We start from the raw sequence: 18,104 nt of genomic DNA, 5'->3' as shown, positions 1-18,104 counted from the left end.
TATGAACAAGCAAGAAGTAATCCTTTGCGAAGGCCTGGCAAATAGCCTGGAACGGGCCGTCGGACAGTGTCCGCATGACAAGTTGTTTATCCTGACCGATGAATGTACGCACCGCCTTTGTCTCCCCTTGCTGAAGGACGTGGAGGCCGTGCGGGGGGCGGCCGAGATTGTTATCGCTCCCGGTGACGCGCACAAGAACCTGGCCACGCTGGCTTCTGTCTGGCAGGTGTTAAGTGATGGGGGGGCCACGCGCCATTCGTTGCTGCTCAACCTGGGCGGCGGCATGGTGACCGACCTGGGCGGTTTTGCCGCATCGACTTTCAAGCGTGGCATTGCCTACATCAACCTGCCTACCACGCTCCTGGCCATGGTTGATGCGGCCGTGGGCGGCAAGACGGGCATCAACTTCAACGGGCTGAAGAACGAAATCGGGGCCTTTTCGCCGGCTGCCAGCGTGCTTATCGAGACTGAGTTCCTGCGCTCGCTGGATGCACACAATTTCTTCTCCGGCTATGCCGAGATGCTGAAGCACGGCCTCATCAGCACACCCGAACACTGGGCCGAACTGTTGACTTTCGATACGGAATGTATAGATTATGGCCGGTTGAAGCAGATGGTGGGCCGTTCGGTGCAGGTGAAGGAGAATATCGTGCGCGAAGACCCCTTGGAGCGTGGCATACGCAAGGCTCTGAACTTGGGACATACGGTGGGACATGCTTTTGAGAGTTTGGCATTGGCCGAAGAACGTCCTGTGTTGCATGGATATGCTGTGGCCTGGGGATTGGTGTGCGAACTGTACCTGTCTTTCCGGAAGACGGGGTTCCCGAAAGAGCGTATGCAACAGACCGTTCATTTCATCCGGCAAAACTATGGTGTCTTCCCGTTCGATTGCAAGTCTTATGACCGTCTGTACGAGCTGATGCAGCACGACAAGAAAAACACGGCGGGCGTCATAAACTTTACTTTGCTGAAAGATATCGGCGAAATAGCCATTAACCAGACAGCCGACCGGGACGGCATTTTCGAGGCTTTTGATTTCTACCGTGAAGTCATGGGCATCTAATCATCAAACTTTAACACAAGTTCACGCAGCCTTTCTGCTGTTTTTCCATTTTTCTCTACGAAAAGCGAATGTATAACTTATAAAATGTGGACTTGATATGAAAACAATGATTAGAAAAGAGAAATGGTATCTGATGTTGGCATTGGTTGTGGGCTCGTTGAGTTTCCAGTCTTGTTTGGATGATGACGACGATGATTCTTATGCCCTGCTGATGCCCAATGCGCTGGTGACGGTGAAACACGATGCGGACAACACGGTCTATCTGCAACTGGACGAGCAGACTACCTTGCTACCGGTCAACCTGACGACTTCTCCTTTCGGGGAAAAAGAGGTGCGTGCCTTGGTGAACTATACGAACGTGGACGAACCGAGCGGCGAGTATAATCAGGCAGTCCATGTCAATTGGATTGACAGCCTGCTGACCAAACAGATGGCTCCCAATTTGGGCGATACGGAGAATGATGAGGTCTATGGAAACGACCCTGTGGAGATGGTAGCCGACTGGGTGACCATTGCCGAAGACGGTTATCTGACTTTGCGCTTCCGCACCGTGTGGAATGACCCGGGCAAGAAACATTTCGTCAACCTCATTTCTACCAACAATCCGGATGACCCTTATGAAGTAGAGTTTCGTCATAATGCCTATGGCGATACCTATGGGCAACCCGGCGATGGGTTGGTGGCATTCAGCCTGACTTCTTTGCCCGATACGAAAGGGGAGACTGTGAAGCTGACCCTGAAGTGGCATTCTTTCAGCGGAGAAAAATCATACCAGTTTGATTACTGCACCCGTAGTGCCACGTTGCCGTCGCTGCCAGAAGTAACTGCTGTCAGAAACAGTCTGAACCTCCATTAAGGACGACAGCGAACAGGAAACCTGACCTTGACATATGTGTTAACTAAAAGGCCTTGCGCCATTGCCCGGACAAAGGGCAGGTGCAAGGCCTTATCTTGTTTTATTGTAGATTACCATCTACGACGTTTGTAGGTTACCATCTACGACTGTATCAGATTTTCCCATCAATTTCTTTCAGCAATTCCTCCACGGCAGCCTTCAATTGCGAGTCTTCTCCTTGTACAATGCTTGCGGGGTCGTTGGCCACACGGATGTCCGGTTCCAGTTGCGTGTTTTCCAGATAGCTCCCGTCTGGCAAGCGGTAGCCCACGATGGGAATACCAAAGACCAAGGTAGAGTCTTGCAGCCTTTCCCACGACACACTGGTCATGGTGCCCGGTACAGGCATACCCACCAGTTTGCCAAGTCCTTGGTGGCTGTACACCCAGGGCGTGCCGTGAGCGTTGGAATAGTTGGCTTCGCCCGTCAGCATGATGGAGGGTTTGTTCCAGCGTCGGCTGGGCATGTCGCAAGCTTCCTCGCCGCGAATCACCTGGGTGAAGTATTTTTGTCCGCTGAACAACACTTCGATGTCTTCGTGCAAGCGTCCTCCACCGTTGAAACGGGTGTCGATGACAATGCCCTCGCGTTGGTTATATTTGCCCAAAATGTCGGAATAGATGTTTCGGAAACTGTCGTCGTTCATCGACTGGATATGTACATATCCCAGCCTTCCATCCGACCACCTGTCTACATCTGCTGCCCGTTGCTTGACCCATCGCCGATAGAGCAAATCGTTGAAATCTCCTTGGCTGATGGGGATGATGACTTCGTCCCAACGTTTGCCCGATGTGGGGTCGAACAGCGAGAGCAGCATCTTGCGTCCCGCCTTGCCGTTGAGCAACAGGCTGGCATCGGTTTCGGGACCAATGGCTGTCCCGTCTATCTGTTCGACAATTACTCCGGCTCGTATCAGAGTCTGTGCCTTGTCGCAGGGGCCTTTCTCTACCACCTCGGCAATGCGTAGTCCCGCTCCCTGATAGTCCCAATCGAACAGCAATCCCGTTTGGGCCGTCCGCTCGCCAGGCAGGGAGGGGGAGTAGCGGCCGCCCGTGTGCGAAACGTTCAGTTCTCCCAACCATTCGCTCAGCAGTTCGGCAAAGTCATAGTTGTTGCTGATGTGGGGCAAGAATTTTCGGTAGGCTTCCGTCAGAGCCTTCCAGTCCACTTTGTGCATGTCGATGTCGTAGAACCGTTTCAGTTCTTGTTTGTAGATGTGCTCGAACATGTATGCACGTTCCTCGGCAGCATCCATCTTTACCGTGGCACTGTAAGTGACAGGCTCCAATTCGTTGTTTGCCAGGTTCAGCTTCTGCATGTTGCGTCCGTTCAACAGAAAGAGATTCTTTCCCTCCTTGTCCGTTTCCAGCGAAGCCCATCCGCGGCTCAGCCTGTGCAGCAGTTTGGTCTCTTTCTTGCGCAAATCCATCTTCCACAAAGCTATCCCGGCTTCGTAAGAAGCTATGTAGTACAGACTCTCCCCGTCTGGCGAGAGAATGGCGCTTTTTAAGTCTGAAGAATGTGGGGTGAGGCGTACGATGCGGTCTTCCAGTCCTTTTTCTTCCACCATGACAAGGTTTGCCGTACTTTTTTTCTTTTTCTCGGTATCCTTGGAAGTTTTTCCCATCTCTTTGCGCAGTTCATAGTCCTCTTTGCTTAGATTATATTTGTCATAGCTTTCTTGATTGAGAAAGACCAGCATCGCATCATTTTCCGACCCCCATGAAGCATGGGCACGCATTCCGTATCGTTCGGTCAGAAAGAGGATGGCATTGCCCTCCATCACGAATCGGGGAGACTCGCTGGTATATCCGCTTTGGGTCAGGTTGATGATGGGGGAGCCCCCGGCGGCATTTACCAATCCGATGTCACTGTACGAGTAATGGCGGTTTCCTATGAACTCTAACGTGAACCATTTCCCATCGGGCGACCAGCGGTACTCAAATCCTCCTCCAGTATTGTACCAAGTAGTTCCGTCTGTGATTTGACGCACCTGTTTGTTTTCCAGATTGACTACCATCAGCCGTTTGCGGTCTTCGATGAAAGCCAGTTCTTTGCCGTCAGGTGAGAACTGGGGGTGAGTGCGTTCTACGTTCTTAGATGGCAGTAATACTTCTTCGGTGATAACAGTTGCGTTGGGAAAGTTCGGATCTTCTTTTCGTGACAGTTTGGCCAGGTAAAGTTGCCAGTTTCCTGTCCGTTCGCTGGCATAAGCTAACGTACGGTTGTCTGCGCTGAAACTTAAGCCCTTTTCTGCAGCCGGCGTATGAGTGATTTGTCGGGTGGTACCATATTCTGTGGAGGTGACGAACACTTCTCCCCGCACAATAAACGCCACTTGTTTGCCGTCGGGCGACGGTGTTGCCGATATGGCTCCACTGGTGTATTTCAGTGTGAGCAGTTGAGGGGCATCGTCCCGTATCAGTTCAATCTTCACCTTTTGTGGTGTTCTGTCGGGCATTTGCGTGTAGATTTCGCCGTCGAATGTATAGCACAGCATCCCGTTCCGGCTTATTGAGAGAAAGCGGACGGGATGTGTCTGGAAGTGGCTCACAGCCTTTACCTCTTGGGGCTGTTCCAAAGGAAACGAATAGACATTAAAAGAACCGCCGTTTCGTTCGCTGAGAAAGTAGAGGCTTTGTCCGTCGGGTGCCAGTACTGGGTTACGGTCTTCTCCTTCGCGATGGGTCAGGTTAGTGTGTCTGCCTGTTGCGGTGTCATATTTCCAGATATCGCGGGTGACCGACGAAGTATGATGTTTTCGCCATTCATTTTCCGACCCTTTTCGATCTTGGTAATAGAAATATTTTCCAGACGGGTCATAGCAGACTTCTTCTGCCGGAGTTCCTAAAATTTGCTGGGTACGTCCACCGGAGACAGGCACCATATAGAGTTCAGTCATGCTGGATTTGGGGAAGAGGGCACTGCCGGCTGGATCTTGTAGGGTGCCCGAAAAGAGCACATATTTTCCGTCGGGTGTGAAAGTTGAAGGTATCTCGGCATTAGAGTTGAATGTTAGCCTTTGGGCAACTCCTCCTTGAGCCGGCATTACGTAGATATCAAAATTTCCATTTCGATCGCTGGCAAAAGCTATCTGCGTTCCGTCTGGAGACCAGACAGGATTACATTCGTAAGAATCTTGTGTAGTAAGACGGATGGCGTTTCCTCCTTGAACATTTACTTTATAAATGTCTCCTTTGTAGCAAAACGCTATATATTCTCCGTCAGGTGAAATACGTACGTCACGTACCCACATCGGAGTGGAGGCTTGCACAACTATGTGCGTTAGGATGAGGGCGGAGGCAAAGATAAATCGTTTCATATCTTCATCTTTTTATGTTCGGTTAATTTGTATGGTTATTCAGATTGATTAGTTAGCTGGGTATCGGGTGATACTTGTTCGCTTTCTGATGATGAAAGAAGCGGTGCATCGCTTGTGAACGTTCCGATGCACCGCTTTCTTCAGGTATAAGGAAAGAGGTGTTTATTCAGAGTCTACGCCGTTGCCGGTGATGGCATGATTGTAATCGGTTTCCCTTCTGGGAACACGCCAAGTCCAGCGATTGTTATCGTTGGGTTCAATGGTAACAGCCAGTACAGTGATGAAATTTCCTCCGTCAGCAAACGATTTTCGTTCGATGGTATTTCCCCAGCGTTTTAGGTCGAACCATTCAAAGCCTTCGCCCCAGAGTTCTATGGCACGGTATTTCTTGATTTCGTTTAAAAGGTCAGTGCCTGTGGCTGTACACGTATATTCCGGGTCGCGTCCACTGTCGCGCGTCAGGGCTAAAAGGGCTTCGCGTGCTCCGTCTCCGTCATTGAGGAAGTAGTCGGCTTCGGCTTCTATGAGGTACATCTCTGAAGAACGGAAGTGGTTGAGATGACCCACGCCGGGCATGTCTTCGGCTGCAATCTTGAATTGCATATAGGCATAGACCACTGCATTGCTTTTTAGGTCGGGCCATGCTTGCCGGGCGCGTTGATCCAAATCGGAATCGCCATCTGCACGTCCCGTGCTGCTGTCATAGGCATCATCTTGCGGGTCGAGGAAAAGCTCTTTGCGAATATCGGTGGCAGGTATTTGGTCATATAATTCTTTGCTGATGCATTTGGGATAGCTACGTACGGCACTGGCATTGGAGTTATAGGCAATGTAGGCGAAATAAGAATAATAGTATAGCGTTTCGTCTAATGCGCCATAACTGCTCCATATCCATTCGCTGTTGGGAGTGCAAAAACCAGCCTGATAGTCACTGACGCTCATAAGCGGATAGCCTTCTCGAGCCAGAATGGCGTAATCGCGCGCTAATCGATAATCTTGCTTGGTCAAAGCGGCACGGGCATAGACGGCATAGGCTACATTGAGGTTGGGACTGTAATTGTCGTTCTCATCTCTGTCTTTGCCTGATGATTCATAGAGTCTGATGGCATTGTCCAAGTCGGAGTATATCAGTGCGTAAGCTTGTCCTAAAGTAGACAGTGGCATGTCGTCATTGGTCGGTTCAGTACGCAATACAAGAGCATCGGTAGTCCCTTCGTTGGAATCAGTCCAACGGTTTCCATACAGTTGTGCCAGCATCAGATAACTATAAGCACGGAACGTGTAAGCTTGTGCCTTAATAAAGTCTCTGTCTTCTTGAGAGCCCGATGCGTTGTCTATATTGGCCAGTAGGGTATTGGCATTGCCTATCAGCTTGTAGTAGTAATACCATGGATAGTAGTCGTAAGTGCTGGTGACATTGTCCAGGTATCGTCCGTTGATGGTATTGCTCCATCCGGGCAGGTTGACAGAAAAATTCTCGCTGGGATAGTTTCCGTAATACATCTTGATAGTTCCTTCGCCATTAAATCCTTGTGAACCAAGGTATTGGCGGGTCATCATCTTGCAAAGGCCGTTGATGGCCATGGCTGCATTTTCGGTGCTTTCGAATACTGTGGACGAGCCGGTGGTCGATGTGGGGGCTGTGTCCAGCCAATCGCCTCCGCATGAACACAATAGAAGGGCGCTCATCCCAAAGGCTGCTATGTTTCTGTATTTTTTCATATTCATAATTTTCGATTGTTTTTTGTGTTTAGAAAGTAACATTAAGTCCTATGGTAAATACTCTGGGGGTTACCAATACGTCAGAGCTGGTTCCGCTGAAATTTTGTTGCGGGTTCATGCCCTTACGGTGGGTAAAGGTAGCGAGGTTCTCAACGGATGCGTTAAGCCGCAGTGATTTGAGGTCTATCTTTTGGATAAGGCTCTTGGGAAAATCATAGCTTAAAGTGAGGTTCTTGATAACCAGGTATGAAGCATTAGTCAGAAAACGTGTAGATTGGGCATTGTTTCTTGAGCTAAGTTCATAGTTAATGATGGGCGTTCCGTTGGGGTCGATACGGTTTGGAGAATCTTCGGTCATTCCCTCGGGGATACCTTTCCAAGAGTTTAGAATGTCTTTGTGTGCGGCACTCGGGTTGCTGGTCATGCCCATCAGGCTGGCATACGAATAGTCATAAATCTTTCCTCCCAACGAGTAAGTGAATAGGGCGGAGAAAGCGAGATTTTTCCATTGGAGAGAAGTGGAAATACTGCCGTAAACTTTAGGAATGGCACTTCCGCTCCAATCACGCTTGGCATAGGTGGTGTATGTGGTGTAGTAGTTATCACCTATTTGTACCAGATATTCTTCGGGTATTTCTTCAATAGAATAAGCCTCTAAGTCGGGCAAGTAAAGAGAATTTCCTGTCATTTGGTCTACACCGACATATTGATACATCCAGAAGTCATACACGCCGTGCCCTTCCATATATTTTTTCGTGCCGTTTATCAACCCGTTTTCTCGGTGTTGTTCGGGCAGGCGTACGATTTTGTTTTTGATGAAGGTGGCGTTTAATCCCAAGTTCCATACCCAATTCCGGTTTCGTATGATGTCCCCATCTATATCAATTTCAACACCTCGGTTCGAAACACTTCCCAGATTCTGTGTGATGGTTGCTTCGGCTGAGTCAGAGGTAGTTCCACCTACAGAGAGAGGCAAGTTTACATCGAACAACAGATCACGTGAACGTTTATCGAAATATTCAAAAGTAAAGTTCAATCTGTCGAATAAAGTTCCTTCTAATGCTATGCCGAACGAACTGGTCGTTTCCCATTTGATGTCTGACGCTTCATTTTGGCTTTTATACAGAGCTGCTTGATTGGCGTTTTGAGCAATGGTGTATAATGACATGTAACCATAATAACTTACGCCCGCGTCATTGCCCACTTCGCCATACGAGGCGCGCAACTTCAGCATGTCAATCCAATCATATTTTTTGAGGAAATTTTCTTCGCTTATTATCCAACTGGCTCCCAGGCTCCAAAAATTTCCCCATCGGTTATCTGGGTGAAAACGCGAAGAACCGTCGCGGCGGAAGGCTGCTTCTACGTGGTAACGTTCGGCAAAATTGTAGCGTACACGACCCAAATAACTTTCCGTGCGGTAGTTGTTTTCGTAGTCAGTCAGATTAGTAATCTCATTAAAGTTGACCAGGTCTTCTTTTCCGCTGAATGTCTCGTTTACTTTATATCCATATAAATAATTATACTTATAAGCGTAAGCTTCGTGTGCCACGAGTGCATCTACATAATGCGCTCCGAAAGTGCGTCGCCAGTTCAATTGTTGCTGTACTGTATAATTCTTATACCGGTAGATGGTACGTGACGAACGCCCGTTGTTGCCTTGTCCGTCTCCTATAATGGCATTGTCATACGAACGGTTTTCAGTGTTTCGTACATTCAGGTCTCCTTTCAACGTAAAAGTAAAGTCTTTTAAGAAATTGATTTCTGCATATAATTGGGCATTGAGTGTGTTGCGGTAAGTACGATCCATGTTCAGCTCATTTTCCCAGATCATATGGCGTCCATTGTTTTGAGGACGTCCGTTTTCAACACCGTCGTCATACACTAAGTTGCCTGTATCGTCCAAGATATAATCACCAGTGCTCATATCATGCAGATGCACGGGATAGACGGGAGCCATATTTCGTGCATATACAAATGGATTGGTGTAAGCTCCGGTATCATCGCCATTGGTTAAATCAGTTACTTGATGTGTTCCTGAAATAGAGAAACCCGTCTTGAACCATTTGGTCGGTTTTAGGTTGACATTAGCTCTTCCTGTCAAGCGTTCGAAACCTGAGTTTTTGATGTATCCCTCTTCATTCAAATAACTGGCAGAGAAATAGAAATCTCCTTTTTCATAAGCGCCGTCGCCGCTAATGACGTATTCTTGGCGATATCCAGTACGTTCAATAGGCTTGTACCAGTCCAAATCGTTTTTAAAGCCATCTTTGATACGTGCATCTGCCACTAACTTGCCGTTGGCATCAAACAATTCATTATTCGCCTTATTATATATATTGTAACCGATGACTTCCGAAATGAGATTTTGCGATGTCAGTGCGTTGGCTTCGTCTAAGGGAGTGCCTGTGCTCACCAATTGATTTCTGTATCCTTGCCACATAGCTTCCATCCATTCGTTAGCCCCCAGCCTGTCGTATTCGGCAATGCCGCGTGTATAAATACCTTGGGTGGTGGATATGTTTACTCTGGCCCGGTCATTTTTACCACGTTTGGTGGTAATCAGAATAACACCGTTAGCGGCTCTGTTTCCATAAAGGGCTGCTGATGCAGCGTCTTTTAATACAGATATGCTTTCAATATCGGCAGAGTTTAAATCAGAGATGTTACCCCCAAACGGAACTCCATCCAATACGTATAAAGGACTGTTGTCACCGTTTACTGTATTGAAACCTCGTATGCGTATGCTGGGACTTTCACCAGGTTGCCCATAAGTATTGTTCACTTGAATGCCTGAAGTCGTTCCTTCCAGGGCGGATACAACACTGGTTGTCGGACGTTTGGCTATTTCTGTGGCGTCAATATTCGAAATCGCACCCGTTAGTGATGTCTTTTTGGCCGTTCCATAGGCAACTTGAATAACTACTTCGTCCAAAGCTTGGATGTCACTTTTCAAACGTACAGTGACATTCGAGGCAAGGTCTACTTCTTCGGTTTTCATTCCGATGAAGGAAATAATCATTTTGTGGGCATTTTTCGGTACGTTGTCGAATCGGAAATTTCCATTTACGTCGGTGATGGTACCTTGCTTTGTTCCATCTAAACGCACTGTCGCACCTACTATTGGTTCTTCGTCTTCTTCAGCAATTACGCGCCCATTGATGGTGGTAATTTGTGCGGACACTATCCCTGTAAAGAGGAATAGGAACGCGATGCATAGATTTAGTTTTCTTTTCATAAGTTTGTAGTATTTATGTTGATTGCGTGGCAAATGTAGAAATCATTTTGTTATAAAACAAGGTTATATTCGGATTATTTTTCTTTTTAGTGTGTTAAAATCAGACTATTTGCACATGATTTGCCTCTTACTTGTGTAGATTTATAAATATTGCATTGCTGAGAGATGCGATGAGTTATAGTGAATAAAGTGAAATATTCTTTGTGCAAGGATAAACATTGATTCTTTTGATTTGTTGTCAAAATGTGGCTTGAAAGTATTTCTTTATTTATGGAATTTTCGGAGGAAAGACGTCTTTTCTTTACTTTGTAAGAGATGAAAGTTGTCTGGTCGTTTGCTATATCTGCAGTCGGAGTTGTCGCTTCTTTTTTTATATCTTCTTTGTCCGGCCTTAACGATAGCGGTTGGAGTAGTGGTTTATTATTTTCTAAAAAGGTGCTTGCTTTGTCTCACGTCAGTGATTACGGGAGGGCGATGATGAACAGACCTCTGGCGTAGGGGGAACTTTAACCTGTTTTGTCCTTTTGCTATTCTTGTTCGTTGGTTAGGTTTCAGAAGGATGTATTTTTCTTCATTTGACTGACTCCTCGTTTTTTGAAAAGTTGGAAAGTAGAGTGGATTAGCACTCGTTTTTTAATATTTATGCTTGATTTTCTGCATGGCTATTCGTTTTCTTGCATGTAAATGCACTTTCGGGCGAAGATAAATTAGGCTTCTGCTATGTCTAAAGAGGGCTTTGAGTACGCTAAAAGCCCTCTTTAGGTTCGTGAAAGCCTTGTTTGTGATGCTATGTAGGTAAGAAGGAGTGGTTGATTCTGCTTTTTCCTTGCTCGTTGACTTGTTGAATTTTCTTTATTTGATTGGCTTTCAGTGCAGTGAATGTTATGGTATGAAAAAATCGCGTATCTTCGTCTGTGGGATGGAAATACGCGATTCTCAGCAGTTATGAAATGCAAAATGTCACATTGACAAAAGGTCAGTTTTCGGCTCCGGGCAGCAGGACTACGCCTTCTTTTTTCTTTCCGTCCATTTTGATAACGACTGGCTGCCCGAACTGGACGTGACGCAAGTACCGTGTTTCCTGTACGGCTGGCTGGGCGTTGAGGAAATCTTGGTTGTATAGTCCGTCGTTCATATAGGCATTGATGGTGAAATAGCCTACTCCGAATGAGGTCAGGTTTTGGAAGAAATGGGTGCCCTGACTGGGGTCAACGCGATAGTTGGTCAGCCCGGCTTCTACGATGACCCGGGCAGCCGAGATGTGGGGCCATTTCACGGGGATGCCCAGCCAGGGGTCACTGCTGCCCCAACGTCCCGGGCCGATGAGGATATAATGGCGTCCCATGTCGAGGAACTGGCGGTTGAGTTTCTCTATCTCGCGGGCAATCTCGGGGTTGCGTGAGGCACTGTAATCGTTTGTCTTGACGTAGACCACGTCGCAGATGTCGTCCATGATTCCGTGTCCCAGCGAGTTGTTGGAACGTAGCAGTAACTTTTCGTCGGGGATGAGGGCCAGGTCTTCATCCAGCATCTCCTTGCTGTCTACGATGGGACGTATCTGAAGCAAATAGAAGGTGCCTGTTTTGTCTTTTTCACGACTCAAGGTAGCCGCAAACTCTATTTCCACCGGACGGCGCATTTCCGATTGTCCGTATTTCAGAGCCAATTGCAGGATGCGTGCCAGGGGGAAGACGTCGTGTTGCAGGATATTGGCAAAGGTAATGACTTTACGTCCGCCGGGGTACAATCCGTCGCGTATAATCTGGTCATAGGGGTCGTAAGTGGAAGCGATATAGTTTAATGAACCGTCTTTCTCTGCTTCCTTGACCGGTAGTTTCAGCAGGTTGAATCCATCGTCGTTGGAGAAATCATGGCCTGCGTTGCTCAGGTCGAGGGCATAGAAACGGGTTTGTGTCTCGCGCAGCGCCATCTCCAGTTCGCTGGTTTGCAGCACTTGGTTGGGATGGTAAGGCGAGAAGCGCAAAGTCATGCCTCCGTCTACAATGTATTTGCCCAAGCCCAAAGCCAGGTTGACAATGCCTTCTTCGGCTCGTTCGTCGCCGATGGGGTAGTAATTGAGCGAGCGGGCTACACCGGACATGGACGGATAGTAGCGGTCGCCATACTGATTACCTACCACTTGTTGCAGGATGACTGCCATCTTTTCCTGGTCAATGACGTTGCTGGTGGCCTGCATGTATGCTTTCGAATCACGGAAGAATACCGAGGCATATACTCCCTTGATGGCGTCGGATAGCATGCGCAGCATCTCATACTTATCGTCCAGGTAAGGAATCATGTATGTGCTGTAAATCCCGGCAAAGGGTTGGTAGTGAGAATCTTCCAGTAACGACGACGAACGTACGGCGATGGGGGACTTCACCACATCGAAGAAAGTGAAAAAGTCTTCCACCAGCCGGTCGGGCAGTTTGGCTTTAAGGAAATAGCGCAGAATCACATCGTCGTCCGTATCCGATAAGGCCACCTGATATAAGTTGTTGGTTTCCATAAACTCGTCGAACACGTCTGTGCAGAGTACAACAGTCTTCGGGATGGCTACTTTGGCATTCTCAAACTCTTCAAATTCCGGATGATGTTTCACCAGATTATCAATGAAAGCCAGGCCACGCCCTTTACCGCCCAATGACCCGTCACCAATACGCGCAAAGTTGGAGTAGAGGTCAAAACGGTCACGTTTGAATACGGCCACCACGCCCTGGTTCTTCATCTTGCGGTATTTCACAATGGCTTCGAAGATAAGACGGCGGTGGGCATCGACATCCTGCAAGCTGTTCCAAGTGATGGGCTTCAGAAATTCGGCGATGGGGAACATTGCCCGCGAGTAGAGCCAACGGCTGACATGGTTGTGGCTGATATGGTAGAGGAAAGATTCAGCCGGTACGGCGAATAAAATATTTTGCAGTTCTTTCAGGTTTTTGACACGGGCTATTTCTTCGCCCGTCTCCGGGTTGCGGAAGATGAAATCACCAAAGCCGAAATTGTCCGATACAATACGCCGCAAGTCCACGTCCATTTTCTTCGAGTTCTTGTCAATGAAAGCAGCGCCATATTTGGCGGCATAGGCAGCGTTGTCAGATTCGCTGGATTGAATGATAAGTGGCACGAAAGGATCTTCTTTCCGTATGGCAGCACACAACTTGATACCGCTCAGGGCATCTTTCTGTCCGCCCTCGATACGGGGAAAACGGACATCGGTGATGACGCCCAGTATGTTGTTCTTGTATTTCTCGTATATGCCATAAGCCTCGTCGTAAGTTCGGGCCAGCACAATCTTTGGACGGCCTCTCATACGCAAAGTGCGTTGGTGGGCATTCAGTGCTTCTGTGCTGAATTCCTGGCTTTGCTGCAGGACAAACTTGTATAGGTTGGGCAGTACGGACGAATAGAAACGGATGCTGTCCTCCACCAGCAGGATGACCTGCACGCCTACTTCGTTGACATCGTGCTCCAAGTTCATTTTGTCCTCAATCAGTTTGATGATGGACACCAGCAAATCGGTGTTTCCCAGCCAGCAGAAAACGTATTCAAAAGCGCTCAGGTCTTCGTTGGCCATGCGTTCGCTTACGCCGTGGCTGAAGGGCGTCAGTATCACAATAGGGATATGCGGATAGTCTTGTTTAATCCATCGTGCAGTGTCGAATATTTCCGTTTCCCCCGTGCCGGGCATGCAGATGACCAGGTCATACGTCATGGACTGCAATTGAGCCAAAGCCTCGTCGCATGTGGTAGCCTGGCTAAAGCGGGGAGGATATCGCAACGAAAGAGAGGCATACTCATTGAAAATCTTTTCATCGATGCGGCCATCGTCTTCCAGCATGAAAGCATCATACGGATTGGCAATGAGCAGGACATTGAAAATCCGGCGCTTCATCAGGTCGGCAAACTGAGTGTCTTTAAAATATAGCTGGTTGAGTTTGAACTTGCTTAACATACTTTACATTTTCTCTATTTCTTGGGGGGATAATTGGGTCACTTGGGCAATGGTTTCGACGGGCAGTCCTAAGGCTTTCATCCTTTGGGCAGTTTCCCGGGCATTGGCTTGCTTGCCTTCTTCAATACCTTCTTTCCGTCCTTTTTCAATGCCTTCTTTCCGTCCTTTTTCAATGCCTTCTTTCCGTCCTTCTGCTCTTCCTTCTGCCAAGCCGTCAGCCCGTCCTTCGTACCATCCGGTTTTGATGACGCTGCGCTGGTAGCGTAAAGCCTCCATGTCGCGATAGTAAGCTTGCTTTTCCGTGTCGGGCAGGGAGTCTACACGCAGGCGTTCCCGGGCTTCGGGCAGGCCTTTGGCAGTGGCGCTACTGTCAATCTTTCCTGTCTTGAGGAATTGCACCCATTCGTCCAGGGGGGTCTTGGCTACTTTGTCGAAGTCGTTCACGCGAAGCACGTAGTATTCGGGGAAGATGTCTCCTGCTTCCTTGCCCACGAACATCTCGCGCTGCCGGACGGACAGTTTCAGGATGTCTTGTGGGTTATGTAGTCCCCGGAACTCTGTTTTCCCGTGATAAACGTAGTCTTCTCCTTGCCCCAGGTCGAAGTAGACGATGTTGATGGAGTAGACCTTGCGCACCTTGTCGTAATCATCGCCCAAGTTGATGTATTCGGAGATGGTTTTGGATACGCCGTAGAGCATGCGGTGGAAGTAATCCAGTTCGCGGTTGTTCTGCACCTCGACGATGAGCAGGCGGCCACGGCTGTCCTCCACCAGCATATCGGCCCGGTTGAATTTGTCGGAGGCGTCCGTTTGGTTGGCTTCGCTTTCCAGGAAGCGTTTGATGCGCAGGTCTTCTCCCAGCAAGGTAGAGAGGAAGCCTTCCAGTACCACGTAGTTGCTTTTGTCCCGCAGCAGCCGTTTCATGGCCCAATCGAAGCTTATCAGGTTGTCTTTCATATCAGTAGTCTTTTTATAGGTGGAATAAAATGTTGTCGTGCACGATGCCCGGCTTTTCTTTTGCAAAGTTATGGATTTTCCAGAAAAAGGCAAGTGTCTGGATGCTAATACTTTTTTGTTATTCCTGCAGCGGACTCAGTGGAACTCCGGTGGCCGCGCATAAAAAAGTCCCCTCCCTCTTCGTTCCACTGGACAAAGGGGAGGGGATGCAAACAAAACAAACAAACGTCCTTTCTCACGAAAGGTATATACAAGCTATCAGTCTATGGCTTGTATGGGGATATATACATTGCGGCTCTCGGCCGGGGCACTGCCCGAAACGGAGCGGGTGGACGTGGTGATGGAAAAACTATTGTCTGTCTGGTTACGGTATTTCATGAATAGACGAACCTGGGCGAAAAACTGGGTCGTGCGTGCTGGAGCCCAGCTATACTCTTCTGTAAAAAGAAATGCTGTTTGGTTACTAGAATCCCAAGGTTGATAACTGGCAATCTTCATATAGCATATATTGTTGTCATTATTGGATTTTAAAATTATACATGATGAGCCTCCTGCATCGTTAGGACCATTTCCGACGGAAGAATATCCTATCGCGTGTAAATTTAAACCACTGACATTGGCTGAAAAAGCAATGCCGTCGTGGTATATTTCTCCTTTGGTCAGTGCTGTATATTTATCATAAGCAAATTCATTGAAGTCTGACATCTCTGCGACCTGCCTGGTCCATAACTTGGCTGTAAAGAATGGACCATAGTATTTTTCTAACGTTTCAATGTCATCTTTATCAGGCATAATGTAGTACGTATTAGCATCTTCAGAGCGTGGAATAAACTTTTCATTAGAAATAGCTACCGTATTATATAATGGACTTGGACGAAAAGCTCTTCCTACTCCTTGCATTTCAATTGGATCATTGTATGGATCATAATTTCTTGTAGTATTGTTACCTGCATCTACATCTTTTTCAACCATATAGATATATCCCATATCAAGAAGTTCACCATCGCTATTGTATGTGAAGTTCACTTCGGCTGGTTTAGGATTATTCTCATCACCTTTTTTGTTATAGCAAATGAGTTCTGTCCCATCTGTTAATGTGGTTGTGCGCAAGGATTTGGATATCCAGAATTGGTTGTATCCGATTTTAACCAAGGGATACTGGTTAGTTTCGATGGTACCATCCGATTTCATTCTTCTATCTATTAGATAATGAGGATTTAAAAAACCTATTTTATTCCCTTCTTTATCTTTATGTGTTTCTGTACCTTGCAGAGGGGCATAGCTGACAAATGCGTTTCCTTGGCCGTCAATGGCGATGTGTCCGTAAGTTTTGGCATCAGAATTGGTTGGGCGATAAACATTTTCAGGTAGTTGGGTAAAATCAGATATTTGGTTGTTAGAACCGTCCCACGTGATGCGTCCACCGTGCATGTAGTAATTGGTTTCTGCCAGTTCTTTTTCCATTTCTTCCTTAGTTGTTCCATCTGTTAAGTCCCATACGGGCGAAGTACTTTTATCTGTTATTTTACTTGCGCTGATTCCATAATAATATCCTTCTTCATTTTTTAGCATTGTCCACTCAAATCCATGTTCTGGAGTAAATAACCCTTGGTGTGTAGAGCTTATGTCTTTTTGACGGTGTGGAAGTGGCCACATAGAACGTGCAGCCTGGTAGCTGGTATTATGAGATAAATGTATATCATAAATAAACCTCAATACTGTTCCTTGATTCAAGTCCGGAATGGTTGTTCCAGGTTTAAGATTATAGAATACCCATGCTTGGGAATGTATGTATAGTTTCCCGTTTGTTGCTACTTTGCCTGTCCTTTCATCAATAGAGGTATTATTTCCCGGTTGATACCGCAAATACTCCCTGCACAGCAGCCCTACCGGCTCGCCCGTTTCGGGGTCGAGGACGTCGAGCACCCAGGAGTCATCGTCGGTCATGTCGGGGATGACGGGACCCTCGGGGGTAGTCTGGCGGATAGTGAAGATGTAGTTCTTGCCGGGACGCAGGGACAAGTTGGACTTTAGTTGGAATTGCTTGTCGGTTCCGTCCGGGTCTTGTATTTGGAGGAAGGCGGTTCCTGCGGGAATGGTCTGGCAGGCAGGAATGGCTGCGCGGAACTGCAGGTCGCCCGAGGTGGAGAGGCCTGTGTACCACATTTTGATGCCGGAGAACGTGGAAGATGTCCTGCTGGTGTTATACCTCCAAGGGTTTCCTTCCGCATCTTGGTAGTCCAGGCTGAGGGTCAGGTTGATGCCATCGGCGCGGTTGGGGGTATTGACTACATATACTTCGTATCCTTTTTCATACGAACCTGCGGCCAGGTATTCTTCGCTGACGTTCAGGATGATGTTGGCCATGGCGTGGTCCATGCGGATCTTGACGTAGTGGGTGGTTTCGTCGGTGGCTGTCTGGTCTTGTGCTACGTCCCAAAGCAGGTCGGATTGCTCGTAGGCCGTCAGATTTTCGGCTGCTGTAGGAGCGGTATGTTGGTTCTGCTGCACACGGTGGGTCAGGTTTCGTAAACGTTCGAACGTCATGTTGCGGTCGTAGGGGTAATAGATGACGTAGCGGTGTCCACGTGGCATTTCCTGGCCGGGGTTTACATTTTCCAGCACTTGGCGTGTGACGCCCGTGCTTATGTCGGTGACGTTCGTCACGCGGTATGGGGCGTTGGCTGGTGCGTCGGTGATGCGTTTTCCTTCGTCGTCAATGGCGTAAATGCCCACGCGGTCGCCCTCTTCGAAGTAGGAGTGGTTAATGTCCGTGTAGGCCACGCGGGTTTGCGCGCTGCCTTGGGGGAGGACACCGTCCAGCACGAAGTAGTAGCCTTCGGGGACGACGGGGTCGCCGTTGGCGGAGCTGGGCGTTTCAAACGGGTCGTCCGTGCAAGCGGTCAGCAGGGCGGCCAGTGTGAGGAGGGATATGAGGATGTTTCGTTTCATAAG

Annotated in this window: 8 protein-coding genes; 2 read left to right on the top strand and 6 right to left on the bottom strand. The window is 48.0% G+C overall.

The window, feature by feature from the left end; translation table 11 throughout:
- The first annotated feature begins 1 nt into the window (after position 1).
- Positions 2-1,063 (top strand): 3-dehydroquinate synthase, encoded by a 1,062-nt coding sequence (gene aroB, locus M3090_RS05460; protein ID WP_249054414.1) that lies wholly within the window; start codon positions 2-4, stop codon positions 1,061-1,063.
- A gap of 106 nt (positions 1,064-1,169) precedes the next feature.
- Positions 1,170-1,919, top strand: coding sequence for a NigD-like protein (locus M3090_RS05455; protein WP_410553174.1), 750 nt, complete (start codon positions 1,170-1,172; stop codon positions 1,917-1,919).
- A gap of 151 nt (positions 1,920-2,070) precedes the next feature.
- Here the strand turns inward: M3090_RS05455 and M3090_RS05450 are convergent, their stop codons facing one another.
- The 6 genes from M3090_RS05450 to M3090_RS05425 all read right to left on the bottom strand — a co-directional run bounded on the left by M3090_RS05450 (position 2,071) and on the right by M3090_RS05425 (position 18,101).
- Complete coding sequence (locus M3090_RS05450) at positions 2,071-5,280, bottom strand: S41 family peptidase (RefSeq protein ID WP_249054412.1); 3,210 nt, start codon at positions 5,278-5,280, stop codon at positions 2,071-2,073.
- A 162-nt stretch (positions 5,281-5,442) separates the two neighbouring features.
- On the bottom strand, positions 5,443-7,002 hold the full coding sequence (locus tag M3090_RS05445; RefSeq protein WP_249054411.1) for a RagB/SusD family nutrient uptake outer membrane protein: 1,560 nt from the start codon (positions 7,000-7,002) through the stop codon (positions 5,443-5,445).
- Between the two features lie 28 nt (positions 7,003-7,030).
- Entirely contained in the window at positions 7,031-10,240 is a 3,210-nt protein-coding gene (locus M3090_RS05440) for a SusC/RagA family TonB-linked outer membrane protein (RefSeq protein ID WP_249054410.1), read from the bottom strand.
- A gap of 976 nt (positions 10,241-11,216) precedes the next feature.
- Entirely contained in the window at positions 11,217-14,192 is a 2,976-nt protein-coding gene (locus tag M3090_RS05435; RefSeq protein ID WP_249054408.1) for a PEP/pyruvate-binding domain-containing protein, read from the bottom strand.
- 3 nt (positions 14,193-14,195) lie between these two features.
- Positions 14,196-15,149 carry an Rpn family recombination-promoting nuclease/putative transposase gene (locus M3090_RS05430; protein WP_249054406.1) on the bottom strand — a complete coding sequence of 318 codons (954 nt, stop codon included), beginning with the start codon at positions 15,147-15,149 and terminating at the stop codon, positions 14,196-14,198.
- 258 nt (positions 15,150-15,407) lie between these two features.
- Positions 15,408-18,101, bottom strand: a complete 2,694-nt coding sequence (locus tag M3090_RS05425; RefSeq protein ID WP_249054405.1) for a fimbrillin family protein — start codon at positions 18,099-18,101, stop codon at positions 15,408-15,410.
- Positions 18,102-18,104 lie beyond the last annotated feature (3 nt).

Source organism: Bacteroides sp. ET71, assembly GCF_023336905.1.
Classification (GTDB): Bacteria; Bacteroidota; Bacteroidia; order Bacteroidales; family Bacteroidaceae; genus Bacteroides.
Note: the sequence above shows the minus strand (reverse complement) of the source record. Positions and strands in the feature narration are given on the sequence as shown.

Excerpts from the sequence above, each read along its gene's own strand:
- M3090_RS05455 (WP_410553174.1), top strand. The coding sequence starts at position 1,170 with ATGATTAGAAAAGAGAAATGGTATCTGATGTTGGCATTGGTTGTGGGC.
- M3090_RS05435 (WP_249054408.1), bottom strand. The coding sequence starts at position 14,192 with ATGTTAAGCAAGTTCAAACTCAACCAGCTATATTTTAAAGACACTCAG.
- M3090_RS05430 (WP_249054406.1), bottom strand. The coding sequence starts at position 15,149 with ATGAAAGACAACCTGATAAGCTTCGATTGGGCCATGAAACGGCTGCTG.
- aroB (WP_249054414.1), top strand. The coding sequence starts at position 2 with ATGAACAAGCAAGAAGTAATCCTTTGCGAAGGCCTGGCAAATAGCCTG.
- M3090_RS05450 (WP_249054412.1), bottom strand. The coding sequence starts at position 5,280 with ATGAAACGATTTATCTTTGCCTCCGCCCTCATCCTAACGCACATAGTT.
- M3090_RS05445 (WP_249054411.1), bottom strand. The coding sequence starts at position 7,002 with ATGAAAAAATACAGAAACATAGCAGCCTTTGGGATGAGCGCCCTTCTA.
- M3090_RS05440 (WP_249054410.1), bottom strand. The coding sequence starts at position 10,240 with ATGAAAAGAAAACTAAATCTATGCATCGCGTTCCTATTCCTCTTTACA.
- M3090_RS05425 (WP_249054405.1), bottom strand. The coding sequence starts at position 18,101 with ATGAAACGAAACATCCTCATATCCCTCCTCACACTGGCCGCCCTGCTG.